At 46.4% G+C, this 4,822-nt stretch carries 3 protein-coding genes; all 3 read right to left on the minus strand.

Annotation, left to right across the window (positions count from 1 at the left end; translation table 11 throughout):
* Positions 1-24 precede the first annotated feature (24 nt).
* Positions 25-564, minus strand: a complete 540-nt coding sequence (locus AB4496_RS16825; protein ID WP_009848889.1) for a PadR family transcriptional regulator — start codon at positions 562-564, stop codon at positions 25-27.
* Between the two features lie 347 nt (positions 565-911).
* Complete coding sequence (gene ppc / locus AB4496_RS16830) at positions 912-3,548, minus strand: phosphoenolpyruvate carboxylase (RefSeq protein WP_170962733.1); 2,637 nt, start codon at positions 3,546-3,548, stop codon at positions 912-914.
* 251 nt (positions 3,549-3,799) lie between these two features.
* Positions 3,800-4,822: acetylornithine deacetylase (argE, locus tag AB4496_RS16835; RefSeq protein WP_372131420.1), on the minus strand; the 1,023-nt coding region annotated here is incomplete at its 5' end.

The following is a 4,822-nucleotide window of genomic DNA, read 5'->3' on the forward strand; positions in this document are numbered from 1 at the left end:
CTAGTTTCTAGTTTCTAGCTTAACTTAAGCAAGAGCGCCAAGTTCAAGCAGTACTTCGTCAGCCCATACAATCCATGCTTCACGGATCAGTAGGTTACGACGAAGCGTTAGACGCTCTAGGCGTGCTTGCTTGTCTAGTGTAGATGGCGTTGCGTAGTAAGCCGCTTCGATTTCTTTGTAGTGAGAAACCAGTTTGCGAGACTCTTCTACTAGTTCAGCAAGTTGTACACGGTACGCATCAGAAGGTTGTACAGCACAAGCGATTAACTTAGCTGAGAACTCGTCACGAACGGTTGGGTGTGCAGTTGGTTGTTCAAACCATTCACCTAGCGCGCCACGGCCAGCATCGGTGATAGAGTAAACTTTACGATCAGGTTTGCCTTCTTGAGGCTCAAGTACGCAAGTTACCTGGTCGTTCTGAGCCATTTTATTTAGCTCGCGGTAAACTTGTTGGTGGCTAGCTTTCCAGAAGTAACCAATGCTTGCGGAGAATTCTTTTGTGATATCGTAACCAGTAGCATCGCGTGTACTTAAAACGGTTAAAATTACGTGTGGTAATGACATGTCTGAAATCCAAATGGTAAACAGTAAACAAATACTTGAACAACAAGTGTGCTTCTATGGCACGTTATATTGGTTATGTTCAAGTAGCACCAACTCAATCGTTGGTTATGTCACCTTACAAAGCCGTTTATCACCTAGGTTGACCAGTTTATTGGTCGAGTGCCGCAGATTATTATTTTGGAGTGTTTCTGCAGCGGAGCAGTAGTATATCTAAATAATAAGCATAAAGTAGAATACATGGACAAAATAACCCAAAAAACTGACAAAATACTCACTAGCGGTCATTTGGCAAAATAAAAAGGCCGCCAATGGCGACCTTTTGTTTGTTTTGTAGATGGAATCACTAATTAACCAGTGTTTCGCATACCTGCTGCAATACCTGCAATCGTCACCATTAGCGCTTCTTCTAGCTCTGCTGGTGGTGTTTCACACTTACGAGTACGGTAAAGCAGTTCCGCTTGAAGCATGTTTAGTGGCTCAACATAGATGTTACGTAGACGAATTGACTCAAGTCCCCAAGGGTCGCTTTGCATCAAGTTCTCGTTATTTTCTACATTCAGCACCGCTTTGATGTCTTTTTGCAGCTGTTCACGCAGTAACTCACCCAGAGGTAATAGCTCTTCGTCAACAAGTCGCTGGTCGTAGTACTTAGCTATTTCCATGTTGCACTTCGAGTACACCATTTCCAACATACCTAGACGAGTCGAGAAGAATGGCCATTCACGACACATCTCTTCAAGTAGCGCTTGATGGCCTTGATCGACAGAGTATTGAATCGCTTCACCAGCGCCTAACCATGCAGGAAGTACCAAACGGTTTTGGCTCCATGAGAAGATCCATGGGATCGCACGTAGGCTTTCTACGCCGCCGTTCGGGTTACGTTTCGCAGGACGAGAACCAAGAGGTAACTTGCCTAACTCTAGCTCTGGCGTCGCTTGGCGGAAGTAAGGAACAAACTTCTCTTCACCACGAACGACGTTGCGGTAAGCTTCGCAAGATACTTCAGACAGCACTTCCATTAGGTCGCGCCATTCTTGTTTTGGCTCTGGTGGTGGCAGAAGGTTCGCTTCTAGAATCGCACTTGCGTATAGGTTGAAGCTATTAACTGCAACATCTGGCAAGCCAAGTTTAAAGCGGATCATTTCGCCTTGTTCAGTTACACGTAAGCCGCCTTTCAAGCTTTTAGGTGGCTGAGAAAGAAGAGCCGCGTGCGCTGGCGCACCACCACGACCAACCGTACCACCACGACCGTGGAATAGAGTCAGTTCAATGCCTTCTTCTTCACAAGCCTTAACTAGCTTGTCCATTGCATCGTATTGCGCCCAGCCTGCAGACATTACACCGGCATCTTTAGCTGAGTCAGAATATCCGATCATCACCATTTGGTGGTTCTGGATAAAGCCACGGTATAAATCGATGCTCATTAGCTGTTTCATTACGGCTTCTGAGTTGTTCAAGTCGTCTAGCGTTTCGAACAATGGACATACGTCCATGCGGTACGGGCAACCACATTCTTGTAGAAGCAAATGTACAGCCAATACATCCGAGGCAGTACGAGCCATAGAGATCACGTAAGCACCAAAGGCTTCACGAGGTTGAGCAGCAACGACCTTACAGGTGTCTAAAACCTCTTTGACCTGCTCAGATGGCTCCCAGTCGCGTGGTAACAGTGGGCGCTTTGAGCTTAATTCATTGGTTAAGAAAGCAACCTTATCTTGCTCGCTCCATTGGTCGTAATCACCAATGCCTAGGTAGCGAGTCAATTCAGATAGCACATCTGAGTGACGAGTACTTTCTTGACGAACATCGAGACGAACCAAATGCACGCCGAATGCTTTTAGGCGGCGTAGCGTATCAAGTAGAGAACCGTCCGCGATTACGCCCATGCCACATTCGTGCAGTGATTGGTAACATGCGTAAAGTGGTGTCCAAAGTTGGTCTATGTTCTGTAGAGTTTCTTTCTTCGGTACTTCTGCGTCGTGCAGTTTTGCATCAAGCACTTCTAGCGTGTTGTTGAGCAGAGTACGTAGGCTCTTCAGGATTGCACGGTAAGCTTCGTGCTCATCGCCAGCCAATTCACGAACGGCATCATTACACTTGGTCATCGACAGTTCGGTAATCAACTCGTTCACGTCACCTAGGTATAGATCAGCGGCTTTCCAGCGAGACAGACGCAGTACTTCTTTAGTGATGGTGTGCGTTACGAATGGGTTACCATCGCGGTCACCACCCATCCAAGATGAGAAATGAACAGGGCGCGCATCAATTGGCAGGCCTTCACCAAGGTAACCTTTTAATCGACCATCCATTTCACGTAGGAAATCAGGCACAGCTTCCCAAAGTGAGTTTTCGACAACCGCAAAGCCCCACTTAGCTTCATCAAGTGGCGTTGGGCGCTGCTGACGAATTACATCAGAGTGCCAACCTTGAGCGATCAGTTGCTCTAGGCGGCGTTCGGTTTTCACGCGCTCTTTGTGTGATAGGTCGCTTAATTCTAATTTAGACAGACACTCGTTGATCTTTACCAGCTTGTTGATCATGGTGCGACGAGTGATTTCTGTTGGGTGTGCAGTCAGAACGAGTTCAATGTTCAGGTCGCGAACGGCTTGAGCCGCGTCTAGCTTGCTGATGTCATTCTGATTTAATTTGGAAAATAGAGATTGCAGCACATCTGGTTCACAAACATGCTCCTCACAGTGGCGAGAGATCGTATGGTATTGCTCTGCCATGTTGGTGAGGTTGAGAAATTGGTTAAATGCACGAGCAACAGGAGTGAGTTGTTCGTTCGGCAGGTTTTTGATTTCTTCAACTAGGCTGTCACGGTCAGCTTTGTTGCCTGCGCGGGCGGATTTGGAAAGTTTACGGATAGTCTCCACTTTCTCTAAGATAACGTCACCATGTGCATCTTGGATTGTGTTACCTAGCAAGCGTCCCAGCATGCTTACGTTACTCTTGAGAGCGGCGTATTTCTCGTTCATTGTCATCCTGCCTCGTAAAAAAATTACATCCATTGTTCCTTGTTAAGTACACAATCTAGCGAAAAGTGCTGTATCTAGTCAAATAAAGCATTCTAAGTTTGCAATTATTAGGTTTAAAAATGCGGGAGAAGTAAATTTTTCAAAACTTAGGGAAAAAGTGAAATTTAATTACAAGATCGGGCTGTGTCAGGGATAACAGAATAAAAGCCACCTTTTCGGGTGGCTTTTATACGAAAATATCGGAAGGAAAGTAATAACTAGAAACAATATTTACGGATCGATTTACTCAGAACATCAATTGTAGGGTCAATAAAATCGAAGCTTAAGAACTCATCCGGTTGGTGAGCTTGGTCGATTGAGCCTGGGCCTAACACTAAGGTTGGACATAACTCCTGAAGGAAAGGTGCTTCAGTACAATAGTTCACAGTTTGAGATTCGGTTTCACACACCGATTCCATGCCACCGATAAATGGATGATCGTGCTGACACTCGTAACCCGGAATCGGCTCATGCAGGGGAGTAATCTCAATCCTGCCCGGCCATTTTGCTTCTACTTCCTTGAGCGCGCTGCGCAGCATGTTATCCAAACCATCTAAGCTGATGCCCGGTAAAGGACGAACGTCGTAGTGTAATTCACAACAACCACAGATTCGGTTAGCGCTATCTCCTCCGTGAATATGCCCAAGATTTAGAGTAGGGCTTGGTATCGCGAAGCCCGGGTGATGGTACTCCTTGACTAACTTGTCACGCAACTGCATTAAAGCAAATAACACTTCATGCATGATCTCGATGGCGTTAACGCCTAAAGCTGGATCTGAAGAGTGACCTGATTTACCCGTTACTCGTACTGCGTTGGCGACATGGCCTTTATGACCACGAATCGGCACTAGGCTGGTTGGCTCACCAATAATGCAGTAGTCCGGTTTAAACGGCGCATTTTCAGTGAAATGACGTGCACCTAGCATAGTGGTTTCTTCGTCACACGTTGCTAAAACATAAAGTGGCTTGGTTTGCTTGCTCCAATCCATTTTCTTCGCAGCTTCATAAACGAAGGCAAAAAAGCCTTTCATATCGGCGGTGCCTAATCCGTAGAAGCGGTTGTTGTGTTCTGTCAATGCGTGAGGGTCGAAGTTCCAACGCCCTTCATCGAATGGCACGGTATCGCTGTGTCCTGCAAGCAATAAGCCCCCTTCGCCAGAACCCATCTTTGCGACCATATTATGCTTGCCGGGTTCGACTTCCACGACCTCAACGCTAAAGCCTACGTCTTTAAACCATTG

The sequence above is a fragment of the Vibrio sp. 10N.222.46.A1 genome (assembly GCF_041473595.1).
Classification (GTDB): domain Bacteria; phylum Pseudomonadota; class Gammaproteobacteria; order Enterobacterales; family Vibrionaceae; genus Vibrio; species Vibrio tasmaniensis_A.

What these genes read in the sequence shown, in the direction of transcription:
- AB4496_RS16825 (WP_009848889.1), bottom strand. Translation starts at nt 564, where the DNA reads ATGTCATTACCACACGTAATTTTAACCGTTTTAAGTACACGCGATGCT.
- ppc (WP_170962733.1), bottom strand. Translation starts at nt 3,548, where the DNA reads ATGACAATGAACGAGAAATACGCCGCTCTCAAGAGTAACGTAAGCATG.